The organism is Coralliovum pocilloporae (genome assembly GCF_030845175.1).
Taxonomy (GTDB): Bacteria; Pseudomonadota; Alphaproteobacteria; order Rhizobiales; family Cohaesibacteraceae; genus Coralliovum; species Coralliovum pocilloporae.
The window spans coordinates 18,255-38,761 of the sequence record NZ_CP132542.1; the positions used below are offsets into that span (position 1 = coordinate 18,255).

Sequence of the window (20,507 nt, forward strand, 5' to 3'; positions counted from 1 at the left end):
GGCCTCACCCGCGCATCCGTTCGGCATCAGGATCAAAAAGCGGCTTTGTATAGAGCACAGCCCGGCGTCTCTCACCGAGTATTTCGATATCCACGGTGCGGCCCTCCTCAATCATGTCGACTGGCAGAAAACCGATTGCCACAGACTTCTGAGCGTAATGCGCATAGCCGCCTGAGGTGACGAAACCAACCACATCCTCTCCATCAAAAATCGGCTCGTCTGCAACGACATCTGCATCAGAAGCATCGACGATGAAAGTACAAAGCCTGCGCCTGGGGCCTTCGTCTCGCTCGGACAGAGCCGCAGCCTTACCGATATAGTCTGCAGGTTTCTCGTAGGCCATGAACCGATCCATGCCGGTCTCAGCAGGTTTATATTCGGGACGGAACTCCCGCATCCAGGACCCGAAGCCTTTTTCAAGACGCAGGCTCATCATGGCGCGCATGCCGAACGGTCTAAGACCAAGGTCCCTGCCTGCCTCAGCCAGCAGATCATGAAGGGCAATCTGCTCATCCGCCGGAACATAGATTTCATACCCCAGATCGCCTGTATAACTGACCCGCTGGATAATCGCGCTTGAGAGCCCCACATCCATCTGCCTCACTGACAGGAACGGAAAGGCTTCATTGGAGACATCACCGCGCGCCACCCGGGCCAGAAGATCCCGCGCCCTTGGCCCGGCAATCTGGAACCCGATCCGTTCAAGAGAGATATTCCGGATGGACACACCCGTCTCCGGCAGGTGTCGCTCAAACCAGCGCATGTGGAACGCTTGCGCCCCATAGGACGCTGTCAGCTGAAACACATCATCAGACAGACGGGAGATGGTAAAATCACCGATCAGCTTGCCCTTGGGTGACAGCATGGGCGAGAGAGTAATCCGTCCCACCTTCGGCAATCTGCCCGCCATGATCCGGTCAAGCCAGGCCTCTGCTCCAGAACCGGAGACTTCATATTTGCCGAAATTGTGGATCTCATTCAGGCCAACCGCTTCCCGCACGGCACGGCATTCCTCTGCCACGATGGGAAACGCATTGGACCGTTTGAAGGACGGCGTCTCATAGAGCGGCTCACCGTGCGGGGCGAAATAGTTCACGGCCTCCATACCATAGGCATGACCGAAGACAGCCCGCTGCGCCTTCCACACACCGTAGGCCGGTGTTGTCTTGAATGGCCGACCCGCCGGTAACTCCTCATTGGGGTAAGAAATCGAGAATCGGCGCTGATAATTCTCTTTCACTTTGGCGCGCGTATAGGCTTCCGTGCAGACATCACCAAAGCGGGCCACATCCATGGCAAACACATCTCGGGAGGGCTCCCCTTCCACCATCCACTCGGCCAGGGTCAGACCGACGCCACCACCCTGGCTGAACCCGGCCATCACACCGCAGGCAGACCAGAAATTCCTGAGCCCCTGCACTGGACCGACAAGCGGATTGCCATCAGGCGCAAAGGTGAAGGGGCCATTGATGATGGTCTTGATCCCAGCCCGTTCAAGAACCGGATAACGCTGATAGGCGATATCAAGAGCATCACCAATCCGCTCAAGTTTGTCGGGCAGCAATTCATGGCCGAATGTCCACGGTGTGCCATCAACCGCCCAGTGTTCTGCCTGCTGCTCATAGAAACCGATAACCAGTCCCCGCCCCTCCTGTCGCAGATAGCTCTCACCGGCCGGGTCCATACAATGAGGCAGTTCGCTGTCGCGCTCATAGACTTCCGGCAGCTCCTCGGTCACAAGATACTGATGTTCCATTGGATGCAGCGGCAGGTAGACACCAGCCATGCGTCCCACTTCACGCGCCCAGAGGCCTGCCGCATTCACCACATGCTCCGCATGAACGGTTCCCTGCTCGGTCACCACATCCCACGATCCGTCTGCGCGCGGATTGAGCGCGAGCACCGGATTGCGCAGGACAATCTCGGCCCCCTTCTTCCGTGCTGCCTTTGCATAGGCATGTGTCGTACCGGACGGGTCCAGATGGCCGTCAAGCGGGTCATACAAGGCTCCGATGACACCATCCGTATTGGTGATCGGAGACAGTTTTCTGATCTCTTCGGGTCCGACAATCTCGGTCTCAAGTCCCATATAACGATGCTTGGCCCGTTCGGCCTTGAGCTGATCCAGCCGGTCCTGAGTGGTCGCAAGAGTGAGGCCACCCACATGGTGCAGGCCGCAGGATTGACCGGAAACCTCCTCCAGCTCCTTGTAAAGCCCGATCGTATAGCCTTGCAGGGCCGCCATGTTGGTATCGGCATTGAGAGTATGAAACCCGCCCGCAGCATGCCAGGTCGAGCCGGATGTGAGCTCGGAGCGCTCAATCAGCATAATGTCCGTCCAGCCGAACTTGGTCAGATGATACAGGACGGAACAACCGACAACACCACCACCGATGACGACAACCTGAGCTTTATCTTTCATAATGCGCCCCTAGCCGAGAACTGAGAAACTGGAATTCGGATTGATCGGGCGCTTGCGGGAGTAAAATCCGATGCTCACTGCGCGATCAATATATTTCAAATGAAATGAAATGGGATTTTCATCGTGATCATGCCCTGCTTCACAGACTGTAATCAGCTCGGCCATCATCTCTCCGGCAATCGGCGCATTCTTGAACTGATTGCCACTGGTGCCAATGGCCATATAGAAGCCCGGCAGGCTTGACTTGTCATAAATCGGGATCCAGTCATCCGATACATCATAGAGCTCGACCACACCCTTGGCCTGCTCTGGAATACCAAGTTCCGGAATCCGCTGAGCATAACGCAAGACCTGCACGCGCCACTGCTCTGTGAACTCCCGGTTGAAATCATCCGGATCCACCCATTCCCGCTCATCACATTCCGGGTCTTCCGAGCCGATCAGAATATGATTGCCTGTCTCAGGCCGCATATAGGCACCCAGATCACTGTCTGAATACACACAACCGGACCCCTCATAATCATGCTGCTTTGGCGCAGGGACGTGACAGACTTCATGGCGCAATGCCCGCGTCTTGATCGTCATATCATCCAGCACACCCGCCATCTCGTTGATAATGGCGGAATGCGGACCAGCCACATTGACAACAATCGGAGCCAGGATCTCCTCGCCATCTTCAAGCCGGACACCTGAAACACGGCCTGAATTCTTCAGAATGGCCGCAACCCCGGCATTAAAGCGGAATGTCGCGCCCTTGGCCTCAGCCGCACGATGGAGATTGTGCGCCGCCAACTGCGGGTCAGAGATATAACCGCCAGCAGGAAAGAAGACAGCTCCGTGCAGCGGCTCATCATTGGGCACATTGAACAGTGGGTCATCCGGCCTCTTGGGTGGCGCAAAACTCTCCGTATTGATCATCGGCAGCTTTTCGCGCACCTCGGCAGCGGTCAGCTCTTCGTAGGGACAGCCGATTTCGTCCATGATCCCGGCAACAGAGGCTAGATTGCCATTCCCCGGCGTCTTCATCACCAGACAGCCGCAATCATTGTAAACGGCATGACCGCGCTCATCATCCGCATCAAGAAACGACGACCAGTTCTTCCAGTAATAATGGCTCTCATAGGCAATAGCCGAACCATCCACCGTCGAATAATAGGGACGAATAATGGCACAGGAACCAGATGTGGAGCCATAGCCTGATGTCGGCAGCTTGTCGAGGCAGAGAACATTCAGCCCCTTGCGCTGAAGACCCAGCGCCGTTGCCGACCCGATAATCCCCGCCCCGATAACAATTGCATCAAACTGGCCAGCCATTTGCTCCTCCCAAGTGCAAAATTTCACCAACAGTTTGCCAAGCGAAAGTCATCAGGTAAAATACTATTTGAAAATACAGAACATCAGAAAAACCGATATGTTATCCCTGAAAACACTCCGCTACACAGTCACCGCAGCCGAGGAAGAAAGCGTCACCCTCGCCGCACGCCGCCTGAACGTCTCCCAACCGTCCATTTCCGGGGCTATAGCCCAACTTGAAGACCATTATGGACAGGCGCTGTTCATCCGCCATAAGGGCAGCGGCATATCGCTGACACCCTTCGGTCGTCAGGTAACCAGAAAGGCCAGAGATGTTCTCAACAGCGCCGCGGAACTATCCGCATTGTCATCATCAGAAACAGCCGTAACCGGAGAAATCACGATCGGCTGCTTTCAGGAGCTTGCCCCTCACTATCTTCCGGCCCTGATGAAGGCTTTTCGGGATATCCATCCCAATGTCTGGCTGACCGTACGCGAGGAAAGCCTGGACGACCTGCCCCGTCTTTTGCAGGAAGGCACCATAGACCTGATGATCAACTATGATATCGGCCTGCCGGACGCAATCACCACACAGACCCTGAGAGAGCCCGCCTTGCATGCTTTGCTCCCTGACGGACATGCCTTGAGCTTTGAAAAACTTATTTCCTTGGAAATGTTATGTCATTATCCTCTCATCATTTCATCTGATCATCAGAGCTGGAGCGCGATCATGGCGCTGTTTCAGTCAATCGGGCTGCGCCCTTCTGTCCCCTGGCGCCCGAAGACCTTTGAGATGCAGCGGGGTATGGTCGCAGCCGGTCTTGGTGTCTCTGTGGCGTTTTCCAAAATCACCACTGATCTCAGTTATGACGGCTCAAGGCTGATCACCCGCCCTGTCAGTGACAATGTCCCGAAACAACGTATTCTGATGGCCAGATCCACACGATTCGACCCATCTCAGGCTGCCAGAACCTTCTGGAGTTTTACGGAAGACTGGTTCCGAAAGAGATGAGGCGCTGGAGAAACCCCGATGGCTCCAACCTTCATCTTCATGCTGACCCGCAACGACCGGACAGTCAAAGACGCCATGACACTCGCTGAAAAAGCCCTGTCCTACGGTGTCAGACATATTGGCTTCAAGGATATCGGCCTGCCCTTTGACGCGCTGTATGATCTCAACCGCCTGATCCGCAGGGGCAAGGCCACGAGTTATCTGGAAGTGGTTTCTCTGGATGAAAGCAGCGAGCTGCTGTCAGCCCGGGCTGCGCGCGACCTTGGCGTCGACGTCCTCCTTGGGGGCACGCGGGCAGACCGGGTCACATCCATTCTGAAAGGGACCGGCATCCGTTATTATCCGTTCCCGGGCGCTATTACCGGTCACCCCAGCGAACTTGAAGGAACAATTGACAGCATCACCAGGAGCGCAGAGGCTCTTGCAAACCAGGATGGGGTCCATGGTCTGGACCTGCTTGCCTATCGCTTCAAAGGCGATGTTCCTGAGCTGATGGCAAGTGTCTGCAAAGCCGTCTCAATCCCGGTTATCATGGCAGGATCCATTGACTCAGCAGAACGTATCAGAGCCGTCCAAAGCGCCGGGGCCGCAGGCTTCACCATTGGCACCGCAATTCTGGAAGGCTGTTTTGACAGAGCCAACCCGGAACCCGACGCTCAATTAAAAGCCGTTCAGGCCCAATTGCAGACGCTGTAAAACTTCAGGACGGTGGATAGTCAAATTCTGCTTTGAGCTGATCAAGCAGAGGCATCACTGACGCGCTGGAGGCAGGCAGCAATGGCGGCCTGACATTGGCCCAGCGCTCATCCCCACTCCAAAGAGCCATCAACCGTTTTATGCCTGGAATGAGAGCATAATTCTGGACAGCCAGACGAAACGCCCGAACCCCTTCATGGAGCGCATGTGCCTGCGCCACATCACCGGTATCGAAAGTACGGATAACCTCTGCAATTTTCGCCGCATTCAGATTGGCGGTGGCCGTGATACAGCCCTGCCCACCCATCTCAAGAGCATCAATCAACGGCACTTCAGCACCAGGATAAACTGTCAGACCGTCGATAGACAGCAGCGCCTCGGTGTTCGACCAGTCGCCAGAGCTGTCCTTGATGCCCACAATCTGCTCGGGGAAGTCCTCGTGCAGCCTGCGCACCACATCCACCGGAATCCCGACACTGGCCACCTGAGGAATGTGATAGAGCCAGATTTTCTGACCCGGATGGTCAATCATCTCCAGCAGTTGGGCAAAATAGTCGTAAAGTCCCTGCTCTGGCACATCCTTGAAAAAGAATGGCGGCAAAACCATTACAGCAGCGCAACCAAGCTCAAAGCAGGCGCGACTCAGATTGGCCGTATCAGGCAGGCTGGTCAAACCGGTTCCAGGCACCAGGCGCATGGGGTCTACGCCCGCATCGACCAGCAGTTTGAGGATTTCAAGCCGCTCCCCGACACCGACCGACAACGCCTCCCCTGTTGTGCCAAACGGAGCCAGCGCTGAGCAGCCGTTGTCAAGCAACGCTCTGGCATGGGCCAGATACAGATCTTCAGCAATCGTCAGATCATCATTGAAAGGGGTGAGATTGGGGGCAATCACCCCGCGCAGATGCGCCATAGACATTCAAAAAAACTCCGCTTGTTAAGGACTGGCCTCATATCCCGTACTATCAATTAGAACTTCAGCCAGCCCAATGCCACCGGCTTCCGCTGCACCGCAATAGAGCAGAAACAGACGACCATCTTCCGCATAAAAACCAGGATCCCGGAGCTCCCGAAGCGGCTGGCTTGCGGCTCCAATTTCCGAAATGGCAAGAGGCAACTCCGCCCCCTCCCAATCAAGATCCGGCTCAAGCAAAACATGACTGCCGGTTACCAGCCAGTCATTCCAGTCCGGGCTGAGTTGTACAATTCCACAGGAAATACGTTCCGGGCACTCCCCTATGCGGCTGAAAGCGACATAGAGACAATCACCGTCCAGATGCACTGCCGCGTGGCGCAGCAGCATTCCATCTTCCGCGAGCGATGCGAGAACATCTGGCCCCTGCTCGAACGGTCCTTCCCAGTTCCGGGAACGGAACAGGCGGCCCGCAAAGGTAACCGCGTAGAAGAACCCCTGATACTGAAAGACACGATAGTACGGGTCCCCCAATAACGGCTGCTCTGGCAAAAACGACAACCCGTCAGAAGAATTAGCAAGACGCGTCTGCTGATCGCCATTCCACAGAAGTCCATGATAATACATGCGAATCTGCCTGGTTTCGTGATCCACATGCACATCCGGAGACGCCACATGCGCATAGAGATAGCCACCCTTGAGGTCTTTGGCCCAGTATGGCCTGTCTGCTTCTGGCGGTTCCGGCGGGTCGACGCTCTCAAAAAGAGACTCTGAGACATCCAGGACACCGGGGCTGTATATGGTCCAGGGTCCGGTCAGACTGTCCGCAAAGGCCATCCGGATATAGAGACCCTTATGATCAGCAAAATAGAGATAGTAGCGGCCCAGAGGCTGCTCTACCCAGTCCGGCACGCGGATAAGAGATGGGCCATTGATATTGCCTCCCATCCGCTCGTCCATATTCGGGCGGATTATCGGGATATCAGACAGGCGTTCTGCTCGGATCTTCATGCCTCCATCTGACCGTCAAACAGAGAGGCACACAAGATCGGTTCGCGTCATGAACGCGTCAATAAACGACAAAATACAGGGAGATATAAGGAAGACACGATGGCACGCCCAAGGGGAATCGAACCCCTGTTTCCGCCGTGAAAGGGCGGCGTCCTAACCGCTAGACGATGGGCGCGTCGTGTGAGGCGGTTTATAGAAGGGAATCGGAGTGCCGACAAGAGGTTTTTTGAATTTTTCAAACAAGTCAGTGGAAAACTGATTTTCACTTTGGGAATAGAGACTTAGCAGAGAATTTATCGAACTGGCGCAGCATCTGTGATCCGCAGCTGGACTTTCCTGTCACCCTGCCAGTGGTCGACACTCAGCATTCCCGCGATGTGGATGGCCTGGGCTTCCCGGCTCTCCAGCAACAAACGACCAAGTGGTGTCTCGGCACAGCGGAATGCGATCGCTTTCAGACGCCCGCCGCTGCCATCCTCAATCTGGCACCGGACATGCCCCTGTCCAACCACACTCGCATAGCGCACCCGGTGGGTGGGAAAGGCAAAGACAGGTTCCGGATGGCCTGAGCCGAACGGGCCCGCATTCTCAAGCACCTCCAGAAGGTTGAGGGTCGCGCCAGACGCTGTCAGCGTTCCATCAATCACCAGCTCGTCACGCCCGCCTGCCTCAGCCACAGCAGCACCAAGGCTTTCCTGAAAATAGGCTTTCAGCTCGTCCAGCCGAATTTGGTCAACGGTCAGACCAGCGGCCATGGCATGTCCCCCGCCCTTCACCAGCAGACCTGTATCAACAGCAGAGCGAACAGCCTGTCCAAGATCTACACCAGCAATAGAACGACCGGAGCCCGCACCTGCCCCAGACTCATCCAGAGCAATTGCAAAACAGGGTCTTCTGTAGCGTTCCTTAAGCCGGGAAGCGATGAGACCGACAATTCCCGGATGCCAGGTTTCACCCACCGTGACCAGGACAGCAGGGTCCCTGTCCTCCAGTTGGGCGAAAGCCTGGGCATCCGCCTCTTCCAGCATCACTGCTTCCATTGCCTGGCGCTCTCCGTTCAGGCGATCCAGATCCTGCGCCATCCGTTCGGCCAATGCGGTATCCTGGCAGAGCAACAGCTTTGCACCCAGTGCCGCATCACCAATCCGCCCGCCAGCATTGATGCGGGGTCCGAGCAGGAAACCAAGGTGATAGGGTTGCAGCGGACCATTAATCCGGCTTGCCCGTGCCAGAGCCGCCAGCCCCTGATTGGCGAGATGTCGCAAGGCAATCAGCCCCTTGCGGACAAAAGCCCTGTTCAGCCCCTGCAGCGGCACCACATCGCAGACCGTCGCAAGAGCAACGAGGTCGAGCCATTCCAGCAAGGGCGGAGGCGTGTTCGGGAACCTGAAACCTGACTGCCTGAGCGTCCGGTTAAGCGCAACAAGTGTCAGAAAGACAACTCCAGCGGCACACAGATGCCCGAGACCACTCAAATCGTCCTGCCGGTTGGGGTTAACCAGCGCCACCACATCCGGCAGGCGCTCACCACACTGGTGATGATCGAGAACAACCACATCCACTCCGTTTGATCTGGCCAGATCAAAGGAGTCGAAGCTGGATGTGCCGCAATCAACAGAGACGATCAATGTCGCGCCCTGATCCACCAGCGCCTGAATGGCGGCCGGGTTGGGACCATAGCCTTCCGTCAGGCGATCAGGAATATAGAGAACGGGATCCAGGCCACACTGGCGCAGAAACTTGATCGCCAGGGCACTGGAGCACGCCCCGTCCACATCATAGTCACCGAAGATGGCAATCTTTTCCCGGTTGCGGATAGCGTCTGCAAGACGTTCGGAAGCCTTGTCCATATCCTGAAGGCAGGACGGATCAGGCATCAGGGCCTTGAGCGAAGGGTCGAGAAAATCGCCGGATTCTTCAACTGACACGTCACGCCCGGCCAGGACACGCGCCACAACATCCGGGATATCAGTGCGCTGGGACATGGCCAGCGCAACATTTTCGCGAGACTGGTCGAGACGCGGCACCCAGATCAACCCGGCAGGTGATTGATCAACTCCGAGAACAGCCCGGGTGCGCGTCATGATCGATCCCAATCAGTCCAGGTGGAATTTTTCCAGCTTGTTGTGACGGGCCTTGATCCAGCGGACAGTGCCGGTGGAAGAGCGCATGACAACAGATTCCGTCTGGATGTCAGAGCGGCCAAAACGAACACCGGACAGCAGGTTGCCATCAGTGACGCCAGTAGCCGCAAACAGAACATCACCGGACGCCATTTCGTTGTGGGTGTAGATCTTGTTCGGATCTTCAATACCCATCTTCAGGGCGCGTTCACGCTGCTCATCAGTCTTGATGATCAAACGACCCTGCATCTGACCACCGATACAACGGAGCGCTGCAGACGCCAGCACACCCTCAGGAGCGCCACCCGTACCCATATAGATATCAATGCCGGTCTGATCCGGATCTGTGGTGTGGATTACACCAGCCACATCACCATCACCAATCAGGCGGATAGCAGCACCGGTTGCCCGGACGGCTTCAATAATATGGGCATGGCGCGGGCGATCGAGAACACAGGCGGTGATTTCACTCATGGCAACGCCCTTGGCTTCAGCCAGGCGGCGAATGTTCTCTTCCGGAGCCACATCCAGCTCAACAAGACCCGGTTCATAGCCCGGACCAATGGCAATCTTGTCCATATAAACGTCTGGAGCATTCAGCAGGCTGCCAGCTTCCGCCATGGCAATGACGGCCAGGGAGTTTGGCAGGTTCTTGGCGCAGACTGTGGTGCACTCGAGCGGGTCAAGCGCAATATCAACTTTCGGGCCATTCCTGGTGCCGACTTCTTCACCGATATAGAGCATCGGAGCTTCATCACGCTCACCTTCGCCGATGACAACCCGGCCATCAATCGGCAGAGCATTCAGCTCGCGGCGCATGGCATCAACAGCAGCCTGGTCGGCCTGTTTCTCGTCGCCGCGTCCACGCATACGGGCTGCCGAAACAGCGGCACGCTCGGTTACGCGAACAATCTCGAGGGTCAGAATGCGATCAAGCGCAGCTACATTGCCAGTCTGGCTCATGGGTCAAGGGCTCCTGCGGGAGGCCGGTCAGGCTGAAGCCTGACGGCATGTCTAGAGTTTTTCAATACGGATCATTTGAGCTTGGCCAGCGATATGCCCGTCTTCTGCGATCTTTGCAAGAGCATCTCGCACGGCCTGCTCGGTTGTGTCATGGGTAATCAGAACAGCAACCTTCTGATCAGATGGCTGGTTGTCGCCATCGGGCTGCTTCTGAACAATACTTTCAAGCGAAATATCGGCTTCCGCCATACGCGTCGCAATCGCAGCAAAAGCGCCCGTCCGGTCAAACACGGCCAGACGGATATAATAGCCGCCTTCATGCTTGCGCATCCGCGCCCGGGTGTAAGGCTTCAGTGTTTCCACCGCCTGACCACAGGTTGGCACCATAATGCCACGCGCAATATCAGCTACATCACCGATGACAGCAGATGCTGTTGCATCACCACCAGCCCCGGGACCGGCAAGGGTCAGGGTTCCAACAGCATCGGCGTCAATGGCCACCGCATTCGTTACACCATCGATCTGCGCAATAGCGGATGTCTTTGGAACCATGGTCGGATGCACACGCTGCTCGATACCTGTATCTGTGCGCTGCGCCACACCAAGCAGTTTGATGCGATAACCGAGCTCATCTGCAGCCCGCACATCATCAAGCGTAATCTTGGTGATGCCCTCCACATAGATGTCGTCACCGGCGATTTCCGTGCCGAAAGCCAGGCTCGTCAGCAGAGCAAGCTTGTGCGCAGTATCAAATCCTTCAATGTCAAAGGTCGGGTCCGCTTCCGCATAGCCAAGACGCTGGGCATCAGCCAGACAATCCTCAAACGACATTTCCTCCAGTTCCATCCGGGTCAGGATGTAATTGCAGGTACCGTTCATGATGCCATAAATGTGCTGAACATCATTGGCGACCATGGCTTCACGCATGGTTTTCACGATAGGAATGCCACCGGCGGCGGCCGCTTCATAATTCAGCGAAACACCCTTGGCTTCCGCAAGACGCGCCAATTCGCCACCATGAGCGGCCAGAAGCGCCTTATTGGCAGTAATCACATGCTTGCCGTTTTCAAGCGCCGTCTGCACAGCCGTAAGAGCCGGATCGCCGGAACCACCCATCAACTCGACAAAGACGTCGATATCATCTGATGCAGCCATTGCAATGGCATCATCAAACCAGGTGCAGGCGCTCAGATCGACACCGCGATCCCTGGTCTTGTCGCGTGCTGTTACAGCAGTCACCGCAACCGGTCTGCCACACCGAACCGTCATTTGATCGGCTTTGGTCTGCAGCAATCTCACAGTAGAGGCACCAACCGTTCCTAGCCCGGCAATACCAAGTTTAAGCACGTCGTCCATACGCATCGTCCGATGAGGGGTTAATCAGTGGGGTCGTTCTGCACGTTTTCGCCGCCGGACGCAAGGAAACGTCTGATATTCCGTGCGGCCTGACGAATTCGCTGTTCGTTTTCCACAAGGGCGATCCGCACATGGCCATCGCCATATTCGCCAAAGCCGACACCGGGAGCCACGGCAACACCTGCCCGCTCCACAAGCAGTTTGGAAAATTCAAGCGAACCCATCTCCCGGAATGCTTCAGGTATGGGTGCCCAGGCAAACATGGTCGCAGGCGGCGGTGGCACATCCCACCCGGCACGTCCGAAGGCATCCACCATCACGTCCCGGCGGTGTTTGTAGATAGCACGGGCTTCCTCAATGCAGTCATCAGGTCCGTTCAGTGCAGCAGTCGCAGCAACCTGAATGGGCGTGAAAGCTCCATAATCCAGATAGGATTTAACCCGCGACAGGGCCGAAATCAGGCGCTCATTCCCAACAGCAAAGCCCATGCGCCAGCCCGGCATTGAGTATGTCTTTGACAGAGAGGTGAACTCAACTGCCACGTCACGTGCGCCATCCACCTCAAAAATCGATGGCGGCGGCACATCATCAAAGAAGATTTCCGAATAGGCCAGATCGGACAAGACGAAGATATCATGCTGTTTGGCAAACGCGACCACGCGCTTGTAGAAATCACGATCCGCCACATAGGCCGTCGGGTTGGACGGGTAGTTGAGAATAACCGCAACAGGCTTTGGAATAGAATGACGCACAGCCCTGTCGAGAGCCTCGAAAAATCCGTCATCCGGCTCTGCAGGAATGGACCTGATCACACCACCGGAAATAATAAACCCAAAGGCATGAATGGGATAGGTCGGGTTCGGCACCAGCACCACATCACCCGGTGCAGTGATGGCCTGCGCCATATTGGCAAAGCCTTCCTTGGAACCAAGTGTCGCAACGATCTCCCGGTCCGGGTCAAGCGTGACACCAAACCGGCGCTTGTAATAAGCCGCCTGCGCCCTGCGCAATCCGGGAATACCCTTGGAGGCAGAATAGCGATGCGTTCGCGGATCCCGGACCGTTTCTGTCAGTTTGTCGACAATATGCTGAGGCGTTGGAAGGTCAGGATTGCCCATACCAAGGTCAATGATGTCCGCACCGGCCGCTCGAGCACTGGCTTTCAGCCGGTTGACCTGCTCGAAGACATAAGGCGGCAAACGCCTGATCCGGTGAAACTCTTCCATGTTCGGAGATCCTTGTCCTTTGGCGGAACATCAGAAGAGGATGGGCTCAGCCCGGTATCATTCTGATGGTGTGCTCTCTATCTCGTCCAGTGCATCCGATCCGTGTTTTTTACCGAGTTCACGCAATTGATCAATACGTCTTCTCGACGAAGTGACAGGTTTCGCGCCGCCATGCGCGAGAGATTTCAACTCCTCGGCCGCTTTTTGGCGTTCATCTTCTGTCAGGAGGCCTTCCTCAGGATTTGCCGCTGATGGCGCAGCAGTTTCACCATCAGCCGTCAGAGGTGGCAGACCGGTCTGCGCTGCAGGCGTGGTTGCCGCGCTCGTCTCGCTCGAAGGAAGCAGGGTCCCGCTGACCAGATCCTCAATCGGCTGGCTGTCACTGGCACACCCACCCAACAACAACACGGGAATCAGCAAAAGGCCCGCAACCGGCGTCGCAAACTGCGCTCTGATCGGCTGCAATTGTGCCCATAACGCACCGGTTTTACATGTTGTTATGCGCGATCTGTTCATCATTTCGTCATAAGGGCCCAGTATTTGCCAAGCGGCCTTTGCCTTTGGTACTACATACATTGTTTTGTTCCCTCAAACGCCCGTTCGTTTTAAACATAAGAGGGAAGATACGCATGCACTCTCGAGGATCCCAGATTTATGCCTGATACCGCCAATGATCAAGTCACCAAGTATCTCGTTAAAGATCCCGAGCAATTTGCACAGAACCTCACGCGTGTGATGGAACAAGTAGGCCAAACCATGGCCAGCTATGCCACAGCAGAAAACAATGCTGCTGAAGGCTCCAAGATGGCAGACAATATTGCCGAAGTCGTCAAGACATTCTCGAAGGTCGGTGAATACTGGCTGTCCGACCCGCAGCGTGCAATCGATGCCCAGACACGGCTTGTGACACAATATGCCAATCTCTGGAACACCTCACTCAGGCGGATGATCGGGGAACCGGCCGACCCTGCCATTGAACCGGGAAAAGGTGACAGGCGTTTTTCAGATCCGGACTGGTCCGAGAACCAGGTATTCGACTTCCTTAAGCAGCTCTATCTGATCACCGCGTCCTGGGCGGAACATCTTGTTGAAGATTCAGACGGTGTCGATGAGATGACCCGCAAGAAGGCGGAATTCTACATCCGCCAGATTTCTGCCGCGGCCTCTCCATCCAACTTCCTGCTGACAAATCCTGAAGTTCTCAAGGAGACCCTCTCCTCCAATGGTGAGAATCTCGTCCGAGGCATGAAAATGCTGTCCGAGGACCTGGAAGCAGGACACGGCAAACTGAAGATCCGCCAGACTGATTCAACCAAATTCGAGGTTGGCAAGAATATCGCCGTCAGCCCCGGTAAGGTGGTGGCCGAAAACGACATCTGCCAGCTGCTGCAATATGACCCGTCAACCGAGAAAGTCCTGAAGCGTCCGCTGCTGATCGTCCCGCCCTGGATCAACAAGTTCTACATTCTGGATCTCAACCCGGAAAAGTCCTTCATCCGCTGGGCTGTAGAACAGGGTCATACTGTCTTTGTGATTTCATGGGCCAATCCGGATGAGCGCCAGGCCCAGAAGGGCTTTGAGGCCTATATGCATGAGGGCATCCTCAACAGCCTCTCCATCATCGAGAAGATCACCGGCGAGAAGAAAGTCAACGCCATCGGATATTGCGTTGGCGGTACACTGCTGTCCGCCACCCTTGCCTATATGGCCACAAAGAATGACCGCCGTATCGGTAGCGCCACGCTGTTCACCACTCAGGTGGACTTCACCCATGCGGGCGATCTCAAAATCTTTGCCGATCAGGACCATATCCAGTCCATCGAGAAAGACATGGAGGAAAAAGGCTACCTGGACGGGTCGTCCATGGCATCCGCCTTCAACATGCTAAGGCCTAACGATCTGATCTGGCCGTATGTGATCAACAACTATCTGAAGGGCAAAGATCCTTTCCCCTTCGACCTGCTGTACTGGAATTCCGATTCAACCCGGATGCCTGCCGCCAACCACAGCTATTATCTCAGAAACTGCTATCTGGAAAACAAGCTGTCGCAGGGCGAAATGGTTCTGGACGGTGTCAAGCTCGACCTCAAGAAGGTGAAGATTCCCATCTATAATCTGGCCGCACGCGAAGATCACATTGCGCCTCCACAGTCGGTTTTCCTTGGTTCAGGCTTCTTCGGCGGCCCGGTCGATTATGTGGTTGCAGGGTCTGGTCATATTGCCGGCGTGGTGAATCCCCCCTCCAAGAACAAATACCAGTTCTGGACAGGCGGCCCGGCCAAAGGCAGTTACGAAGACTGGCTGAACAATGCTGAGGAACATCCAGGTTCATGGTGGAACCACTGGGATGCCTGGATCCGCGACATGGACGCCCGTCAGGTGAAAGCACGCAAACCAGGTGGTGACAAGATCAACCCGATTGAGGAAGCCCCCGGTTCCTTTGTGAAACAGCGTATTTAGGGTCGAGACAGGAGGCACCATGCTCTCCAAACAAAATTGGGAACGGCATGCCAATCCGTGGAGTGTCTGGACACGGGTCGCAACCCTTCCCTTTTTTGCTCTGATCCTGTGGAGCCCCCACTGGATCGGTTGGTGGTCCCTGCCTTTGATTGCCCTGCTCGCCTTCTGGCTCTGGCTCAATCCACGCCTGTTCCCGCCACCCTTATCTCTCGACAGTTGGGCCTCACGGGTGACATTGGGTGAACGATGCTGGCTTGCGCTTGACGCACAAGCGCTTCCTCAGCAGCATAGAACACCCCTCAAACTCCTCAATGGTGTGATGGGACTGGGTGTTTTCCTACTGCTCCTGGGCCTCGCAATCGGGCATGGCTGGCTCTTCAGCCTGGGCAATATCCTTGTTTTCCTTGGCAAACTCTGGTTCTGCGACCGAATGGTCTGGCTCTATCTTGACCTGAGAAACCAGGGCCGCCTGCCGGATGGCCTTCTTTAAGGTCAGTCAACACATGCGAGCTTTATGAACGCCAGATAAACGCGGGCCTCAGCGTGGGTTCAGACCAGAACAACTATCATTCCGTTCAATTGGTTTTCTGACCCCGGATAAGTGCCATGATGCCAACTCCGTTTACCCTGCTTCTTGCAACAGCAATAACCTTCTTCGGTCTCGTTGCAGCACCAATCTCCGCATCAGCCGGCATGATGCCGGGGATGCGATTTCACTCCCCTCGTCTGATCATCCCCAAAGCACCCGGCCCCACTCTCTTTCGGCAATTGGGACCGAAGGACATCAAACGCTGCCGTGCCTCAGCAAAACGTCTTCAGCACAAAAAGACAGCGTTCAAAGCGACCCGGGTAAAAAAGTGCCGCCACACTGTTCGGCAGTGATAGCGGCATGATAATCTGTCTAGAATTTAGCTGAAGCTTATGGGAACATCGGCAGCTGTTCGAGGCCTGTGGTCTCTTCAAGGCCAAACACCACATTCATATTCTGCAGCGCCTGCCCGCTTGATCCCTTTACAAGATTATCCAGCGTCGAGATCACAATCGCACGCCCTGGAATCCGGTCCTCAAAGACACCAATCAGCACGTAGTTTGAGCCTCGTACATGCTGCGTGCCCGGCATGATGCCCTCATCAACAACACGGACAAACGGTTCAGCTGCATAACGGTCCGCCAATGCCTTGCGCAGGTCTGCAGCCGTCGCACCACCCTTGAGCTTCACATAAGACGTGCACAATTCGCCACGGCTCATCGGGATCAGATGCGGGGTGAAGTTCACAAAGACATCGGACCCCGCTGCCCTGGACACTTCCTGTTCGATTTCCGGTGCATGGCGATGTTTGGCGACGCTGTATGGAGAAAGCCCCTCTCCGGCCTCGCAAAACAGCGTGTTTTCCTTGAGGCCACGCCCTGCACCGGACACGCCGGACTTCGCATCGATCACGATATCAGAGGCATCCACCAGACCGGTGCCGGTAATAGGCAGCAACGCCATGAGGGCTGCAGTCGGATAGCAGCCCGGACAGGCCACCAGCCGGGCACCCTTTATCTCGTCCCGATAATGCTCTGTAAGACCATAAACGGCCTGCGGCTGGATTTCCGGTGCTCTATGGGCACCACCATACCAATCGGCATAGGTCTCAACATTGCGCAGCCTGAAATCCGCAGACATATCGATGATCTTCACATCCGGATAGCGATCAAAAATCGTTTTGGTGATGCCCTGCGTGGTTCCATGCGGCAGACCACAGAAAACGGCGTCCACAGCGCCCCAGTCAGCCTCTTCAATGGTCACCAGATCCGGCAGATCCACATGACCGAGATGCGGGAAGACCTTGGCCATTGGCTTGCCAGCATGACTGTTCGCCGTCAGAACCGTAATCTCCACATTAGGATGACGCACAGCCAGACGGACAAGATCCGCGCCCGTATATCCGGAAGCACCCAGAACACCTACCCTGATTTTCGTCATCACATCATCCCTCTATTTTCGATTCTGAGGAGAACTTCTACATCAACTGTCATGCACAACAGCTTGTTATAGCATAAAAAAGGGCCCGCCAAGCGGCGAGCCCATTTCGTTTCCAACAAGTGGCAAGCCGATTAACGCTTGGAGAACTGGAAGCTGCGGCGAGCTTTCGCGCGGCCGTACTTCTTACGCTCAACAACACGGCTGTCACGGGTCAGGAAGCCTGCTTTCTTGAGAACAGAGCGAAGCTCCGGCTCATAGTGGGTCAGGGCTTTTGCGATACCGTGACGAACGGCACCGGCCTGACCGGACAGACCACCACCCTTAACGGTGACGATAACGTCATACTGACCAACACGCTCAGCAAGCTGGATTGGCTGCTGCAGGATCATCCGCAGAACCGGACGTGCGAAGTAGACGTCAAGCTCACGCTTGTTGACGGTGATCTTGCCGGAACCCGGCTTGACCCAGACACGAGCAACAGCGTCTTTACGCTTGCCGGTCGCGTAAGCGCGGCCCTGAGCGTCGAGTTTCTGAACATGTACAGGAGCCGCATTCTCATCAGCGCCTGAACCGAGAGCTTCACCCAGCTCTTCGAGGGAAGAGATTTCTTCAGCCATGATCAAGCAACCTTAGCATTTTTGGGGTTGAGTGCGGCAACATCCAGAGTTTCCGGATTCTGCGCTTCATGGGGATGCTCGGCACCAGCGTATACACGCAGGTTCTTGAGCTGCTTGCGAGACAGAGGACCGCCCGGCATCATGCGCTGAATAGCCTTCAGGATGACGCGCTCCGGGTTCTTGCCTTCCAGAATGGCACGAGCCGTACGGTCTTTGATGCCACCCGGATAACCGGTGTGCCAGTAATAGACCTTGTCGGAATATTTCTTGCCGGTGAAGACAACCTTGTCCGCATTGACGATGATGACATTGTCACCACAATCCATGTGCGGGGTGAATGTAGCCTTGTTCTTGCCGCGCAGGATCTTCGCAACCAGCGAAGCCAAGCGACCGACAACGAGGCCTTCAGCGTCAATCAAGATCCATTTTTTCTCGATGTCCGCCGGTGTTGCGGAATACGTTTTCATATTCGCTACCCGTTGAGTGTTCGAATTACCGGTGAAAACCGGACCAATAAAAGCGGCGGCTCACATGCGCCGCCGATGTCGAAGGTGGGTTTACAGAAGTCCTGTCGGTGCGTCAAGCCGTTTTATTCACACCGACATCAATAGAATCATTATAAATCAATAACTTATATTATAACTACTATTTTACCACATAAATTATCGTGGCGGAACAGAGTATGTCGCCGTCGCATGGGCTACTGTTTCGCCATCTCCTTCCCGATTGATCGAGACTTCGGTCACCACCAGACGCTGGCCGAGCTTGAGAATCCGGCATTCTGCCAGCAGATCCTGACCGGGCTCAGGCTTGCGCAGAAAATTGATATTGAGATTGGTGGTCACGGCAAGGGCAACAGGCCCGATATGCGCAAGAATAACCACATAGGCAGCGAAATCCGCCAGGGCCATCATGGCAGGACCGGAAACCGTTCCGCCCGGGCGCAAATGGATCTCTGTCGGCGACAGGCGAACCACCGCGACACCCTCATCCACACGCTCAACGGAATAAGCCCGCCCCCCTGCATGGATCTGCGGGAAAATCTGGTCAAGCAGTGCACCCACTTCTGGCGCAGTCATAACAGGTGTCATGGCAAGGCTCCGGCAAACAGTTCCCCTGACTCTCCACGATTCTCATCTGCAGGCAATAAGCCTATGGTTCCAGTAACGTATGGGAAGCTTGCCTGAATAGGGTCACGCATACCGGAAGACGCTACTCAGAGGCTGCCACCAGATGAGCAGGCAGGTCACTTGGCCGACGGCATCCGATTTGCCCCAGGGTCATGCGAAGCTCTTCCGTCAGCACAAACATGGCGTGATCGGCACCCTTTTCCCCCATTGCCGCAACCGCATAGATAAAGGCCCGGCCAAGAAAAACAAAGTCGGCACCCAGAGCCATCATCCGTGCCACATCCAGACCATCACGCACACCGCTGTCGACCATGATTGGAATCTCTCGGCCAACCGCCTTACGGATACCCGGCAGAACCGATACCGGCGTTGGCGCCGCATCCAGCTGCCTGCCACCATGATTGGATATCCAGAGCCCGTCCGCGCCAAGCTCAAAACTGTGTTTCGCATCAGTCTCCGACAGGATGCCCTTGATAATAAGCCGCCCTTTCCAGAGATCCCGTATTTCCCTGATCCGGTCTATCGTCACAATGCAGGATGTTTCCTCAGCCAGATAGGCGCCAAGCTCCGCCAGAGACAGCCCCTCCGGCACGTAGTCCAGGAGGGTTTTGAATTCCGGCCTCCCTGCCCTCAATGTTTCAATGGCCCAGGCAGGCCGCTTCAGCACTTCCCAATAGGTTCTGAGGTTTGGTGCAGGCGGCACAGACAGACCGTTTCTGATATCTCTGCGACGGCGGGTAACCGTTGGAATGTCGACGGTCAGAACCAGCGTCTTATATCCGGCTCGCGCGGCACGCTCCACAAAGCTGCGGTTCTTCTCACGATCCTTCAGGACATAAAGCTGGAACCAGGCATTTTCGCCTCCAAGCGCCCTGACCTCTTCAAGTGTCGTGGTCGCAAAACTGCTCATGACGATGGGAATGTCGGCGCGGCGGGCAGCACCAGCAATATGCTGCACCATCCGGGGCCAGATAAGACCATCCAGACCAAACGGCGCAACACCAAAGGGCGCGGAAAATGCCTGTCCGAACAGGCTGTGACCAAGCTCCGGGGTGAAATCATCGCCAATATAATGCGGCAGCAACTCAACAGCCTGAAGCGCAGAACGATTGGCACAGATACCGCGTTCTTCTCCGATACCGCCCACAAGAAACTCATAGGCGAATTTCGGCACACGACGCCGGGCACCTTCCTGCCATTCAAGAACGGATGGAAACCGTCTGTCGAGTGTCATCCTGCCCTTCTCCCAAACTCCCGAACCGGAACCTCCCGGTTCCATTTGGTTTATATCAAAGGACCTTAGGGTCAAGACTCAT

At 55.7% G+C, this 20,507-nt stretch carries 18 protein-coding genes and 1 tRNA gene; 4 read left to right on the top strand and 15 right to left on the bottom strand.

The window, feature by feature from the left end:
• Nucleotides 1-4 precede the first annotated feature (4 nt).
• Nucleotides 5-2,422: a GcvT family protein gene (locus RA157_RS00075; RefSeq protein ID WP_350334450.1), complete on the bottom strand. Its 2,418-nt coding sequence runs from the start codon at nt 2,420-2,422 to the stop codon at nt 5-7.
• A 9-nt stretch (nt 2,423-2,431) separates the two neighbouring features.
• Nucleotides 2,432-3,736 (bottom strand): NAD(P)/FAD-dependent oxidoreductase, encoded by a 1,305-nt coding sequence (locus tag RA157_RS00080; RefSeq protein ID WP_350334451.1) that lies wholly within the window; start codon nt 3,734-3,736, stop codon nt 2,432-2,434.
• A gap of 97 nt (nt 3,737-3,833) precedes the next feature.
• On the opposite strand from RA157_RS00080, the gene RA157_RS00085 reads away from it, so the two are divergent.
• Nucleotides 3,834-4,727 carry a LysR family transcriptional regulator gene (locus RA157_RS00085; protein WP_350334452.1) on the top strand — a complete coding sequence of 298 codons (894 nt, stop codon included), beginning with the start codon at nt 3,834-3,836 and terminating at the stop codon, nt 4,725-4,727.
• 18 nt (nt 4,728-4,745) lie between these two features.
• Nucleotides 4,746-5,423, top strand: a complete 678-nt coding sequence (locus tag RA157_RS00090) for a nitronate monooxygenase (RefSeq protein WP_350334453.1) — start codon at nt 4,746-4,748, stop codon at nt 5,421-5,423.
• Between the two features lie 4 nt (nt 5,424-5,427).
• Here the strand turns inward: RA157_RS00090 and RA157_RS00095 are convergent, their stop codons facing one another.
• The 8 genes from RA157_RS00095 to RA157_RS00130 all read right to left on the bottom strand — a co-directional run bounded on the left by RA157_RS00095 (nt 5,428) and on the right by RA157_RS00130 (nt 13,591).
• Complete coding sequence (locus RA157_RS00095; RefSeq protein WP_350334454.1) at nt 5,428-6,342, bottom strand: dihydrodipicolinate synthase family protein; 915 nt, start codon at nt 6,340-6,342, stop codon at nt 5,428-5,430.
• Nucleotides 6,343-6,360: 18 nt separating this feature from the next.
• Entirely contained in the window at nt 6,361-7,347 is a 987-nt protein-coding gene (locus RA157_RS00100; protein ID WP_350334455.1) for a glycoside hydrolase family protein, read from the bottom strand.
• A gap of 100 nt (nt 7,348-7,447) precedes the next feature.
• Nucleotides 7,448-7,522 (bottom strand) — tRNA-Glu (locus RA157_RS00105).
• Nucleotides 7,523-7,640: 118 nt separating this feature from the next.
• Nucleotides 7,641-9,431 carry a single-stranded-DNA-specific exonuclease RecJ gene (gene recJ, locus RA157_RS00110; RefSeq protein WP_350334456.1) on the bottom strand — a complete coding sequence of 597 codons (1,791 nt, stop codon included), beginning with the start codon at nt 9,429-9,431 and terminating at the stop codon, nt 7,641-7,643.
• A 12-nt stretch (nt 9,432-9,443) separates the two neighbouring features.
• Complete coding sequence (glpX, locus tag RA157_RS00115) at nt 9,444-10,433, bottom strand: class II fructose-bisphosphatase (protein ID WP_350334457.1); 990 nt, start codon at nt 10,431-10,433, stop codon at nt 9,444-9,446.
• Between the two features lie 51 nt (nt 10,434-10,484).
• The gene (locus tag RA157_RS00120) at nt 10,485-11,789 is read right to left on the bottom strand and encodes a homoserine dehydrogenase (RefSeq protein WP_350334458.1); all 1,305 of its coding nucleotides are present in this window, start codon (nt 11,787-11,789) and stop codon (nt 10,485-10,487) included.
• Nucleotides 11,790-11,809: 20 nt separating this feature from the next.
• Nucleotides 11,810-13,015 carry an LL-diaminopimelate aminotransferase gene (locus RA157_RS00125; protein ID WP_350334459.1) on the bottom strand — a complete coding sequence of 402 codons (1,206 nt, stop codon included), beginning with the start codon at nt 13,013-13,015 and terminating at the stop codon, nt 11,810-11,812.
• Nucleotides 13,016-13,072: 57 nt separating this feature from the next.
• Nucleotides 13,073-13,591: a hypothetical protein gene (locus RA157_RS00130; RefSeq protein WP_350334460.1), complete on the bottom strand. Its 519-nt coding sequence runs from the start codon at nt 13,589-13,591 to the stop codon at nt 13,073-13,075.
• Nucleotides 13,592-13,669: 78 nt separating this feature from the next.
• Between RA157_RS00130 and phaC the strand changes: the two genes are divergently transcribed.
• Both phaC and RA157_RS00140 read left to right on the top strand, forming a co-directional pair.
• Nucleotides 13,670-15,475 carry a class I poly(R)-hydroxyalkanoic acid synthase gene (gene phaC / locus RA157_RS00135; protein ID WP_350334461.1) on the top strand — a complete coding sequence of 602 codons (1,806 nt, stop codon included), beginning with the start codon at nt 13,670-13,672 and terminating at the stop codon, nt 15,473-15,475.
• 19 nt (nt 15,476-15,494) lie between these two features.
• A complete protein-coding gene (locus RA157_RS00140; RefSeq protein WP_350334462.1) occupies nt 15,495-15,965 on the top strand; it encodes a DUF6653 family protein in 471 nt (156 codons plus the stop codon).
• Between the two features lie 429 nt (nt 15,966-16,394).
• On the opposite strand, the gene argC is transcribed toward RA157_RS00140, so the two are convergent.
• From argC to RA157_RS00165, 5 genes are all read right to left on the bottom strand, one after another.
• Nucleotides 16,395-17,444, bottom strand: a complete 1,050-nt coding sequence (gene argC, locus RA157_RS00145) for an N-acetyl-gamma-glutamyl-phosphate reductase (RefSeq protein ID WP_350334463.1) — start codon at nt 17,442-17,444, stop codon at nt 16,395-16,397.
• Between the two features lie 131 nt (nt 17,445-17,575).
• On the bottom strand, nt 17,576-18,061 hold the full coding sequence (rpsI, locus tag RA157_RS00150) for a 30S ribosomal protein S9 (RefSeq protein ID WP_350334464.1): 486 nt from the start codon (nt 18,059-18,061) through the stop codon (nt 17,576-17,578).
• Between the two features lie 2 nt (nt 18,062-18,063).
• A complete protein-coding gene (gene rplM / locus RA157_RS00155) occupies nt 18,064-18,528 on the bottom strand; it encodes a 50S ribosomal protein L13 (RefSeq protein ID WP_350334465.1) in 465 nt (154 codons plus the stop codon).
• A 195-nt stretch (nt 18,529-18,723) separates the two neighbouring features.
• On the bottom strand, nt 18,724-19,152 hold the full coding sequence (locus RA157_RS00160; protein WP_350334466.1) for a PaaI family thioesterase: 429 nt from the start codon (nt 19,150-19,152) through the stop codon (nt 18,724-18,726).
• Between the two features lie 121 nt (nt 19,153-19,273).
• Nucleotides 19,274-20,425, bottom strand: coding sequence for an alpha-hydroxy acid oxidase (locus tag RA157_RS00165; protein ID WP_350334467.1), 1,152 nt, complete (start codon nt 20,423-20,425; stop codon nt 19,274-19,276).
• Nucleotides 20,426-20,507: the final 82 nt, after the last annotated feature.

What these genes read in the sequence shown, in the direction of transcription:
- RA157_RS00075 (WP_350334450.1), bottom strand. Translation starts at nt 2,422, where the DNA reads ATGAAAGATAAAGCTCAGGTTGTCGTCATCGGTGGTGGTGTTGTCGGT.
- RA157_RS00085 (WP_350334452.1), top strand. Translation starts at nt 3,834, where the DNA reads ATGTTATCCCTGAAAACACTCCGCTACACAGTCACCGCAGCCGAGGAA.
- recJ (WP_350334456.1), bottom strand. Translation starts at nt 9,431, where the DNA reads ATGACGCGCACCCGGGCTGTTCTCGGAGTTGATCAATCACCTGCCGGG.
- RA157_RS00090 (WP_350334453.1), top strand. Translation starts at nt 4,746, where the DNA reads ATGGCTCCAACCTTCATCTTCATGCTGACCCGCAACGACCGGACAGTC.
- RA157_RS00100 (WP_350334455.1), bottom strand. Translation starts at nt 7,347, where the DNA reads ATGAAGATCCGAGCAGAACGCCTGTCTGATATCCCGATAATCCGCCCG.
- RA157_RS00095 (WP_350334454.1), bottom strand. Translation starts at nt 6,342, where the DNA reads ATGTCTATGGCGCATCTGCGCGGGGTGATTGCCCCCAATCTCACCCCT.
- RA157_RS00080 (WP_350334451.1), bottom strand. Translation starts at nt 3,736, where the DNA reads ATGGCTGGCCAGTTTGATGCAATTGTTATCGGGGCGGGGATTATCGGG.
- phaC (WP_350334461.1), top strand. Translation starts at nt 13,670, where the DNA reads ATGCCTGATACCGCCAATGATCAAGTCACCAAGTATCTCGTTAAAGAT.
- RA157_RS00140 (WP_350334462.1), top strand. Translation starts at nt 15,495, where the DNA reads ATGCTCTCCAAACAAAATTGGGAACGGCATGCCAATCCGTGGAGTGTC.
- glpX (WP_350334457.1), bottom strand. Translation starts at nt 10,433, where the DNA reads ATGAGCCAGACTGGCAATGTAGCTGCGCTTGATCGCATTCTGACCCTC.
- RA157_RS00125 (WP_350334459.1), bottom strand. Translation starts at nt 13,015, where the DNA reads ATGGAAGAGTTTCACCGGATCAGGCGTTTGCCGCCTTATGTCTTCGAG.
- RA157_RS00165 (WP_350334467.1), bottom strand. Translation starts at nt 20,425, where the DNA reads ATGACACTCGACAGACGGTTTCCATCCGTTCTTGAATGGCAGGAAGGT.
- rpsI (WP_350334464.1), bottom strand. Translation starts at nt 18,061, where the DNA reads ATGGCTGAAGAAATCTCTTCCCTCGAAGAGCTGGGTGAAGCTCTCGGT.
- rplM (WP_350334465.1), bottom strand. Translation starts at nt 18,528, where the DNA reads ATGAAAACGTATTCCGCAACACCGGCGGACATCGAGAAAAAATGGATC.
- RA157_RS00130 (WP_350334460.1), bottom strand. Translation starts at nt 13,591, where the DNA reads ATGTATGTAGTACCAAAGGCAAAGGCCGCTTGGCAAATACTGGGCCCT.
- RA157_RS00120 (WP_350334458.1), bottom strand. Translation starts at nt 11,789, where the DNA reads ATGGACGACGTGCTTAAACTTGGTATTGCCGGGCTAGGAACGGTTGGT.
- RA157_RS00160 (WP_350334466.1), bottom strand. Translation starts at nt 19,152, where the DNA reads ATGACACCTGTTATGACTGCGCCAGAAGTGGGTGCACTGCTTGACCAG.
- argC (WP_350334463.1), bottom strand. Translation starts at nt 17,444, where the DNA reads ATGACGAAAATCAGGGTAGGTGTTCTGGGTGCTTCCGGATATACGGGC.